The 451-nt window shown below is 47.2% G+C and carries 1 protein-coding gene; it reads left to right on the top strand.

The genetic code is table 11. The features are described 5' to 3' along the window. Positions 1-90: 90 nt before the first annotated feature. A partial coding sequence (locus tag B4923_RS20735) for an Arm DNA-binding domain-containing protein (protein ID WP_146187277.1) occupies positions 91-451 on the top strand: 361 nt, incomplete at its 3' end.

Genomic DNA, 451 nt, shown 5'->3' on the forward strand with positions numbered 1-451 from the left:
AAAAACACTCGAAGCCATACCCTTTTGCTGGTAAAAATACTGGTAAAGCGGGTTCGATTTCGTTTTTACCAGCAATCGGAGGGAACCGTCATGTCACTTACTGATACTAAAGTAAAAAATGCTAGACCTTCAGAAAAGGCGGTAAAGCTCACTGACGGATTCGGCCTCTACCTGCTGGTACATCCCAACGGTTCCAAATACTGGCAGTTAGGTTATCGCTTTGAGGGGAAACAGAAGGTGTTTTCCATCGGCGTCTACCCTGCTGTTTCACTGGCTGATGCAAGACAACGACGAGATGAAGCGAAAAAGCCGTTGGCGGCTGGCGTTGATCCGAGCGCTAAAAAACAGGCTGACCATAAAACTGTTCAGGAAAAGCGTAACAACACCCGCGCTTTCAAAACGGTTGCCAAAAGCTGGTTTGCCACCAAAACCACATGGTCGGAAGATTATC

The organism is Brenneria roseae subsp. americana (assembly GCF_003115815.1).
GTDB lineage: Bacteria > Pseudomonadota > Gammaproteobacteria > Enterobacterales > Enterobacteriaceae > Brenneria > Brenneria roseae.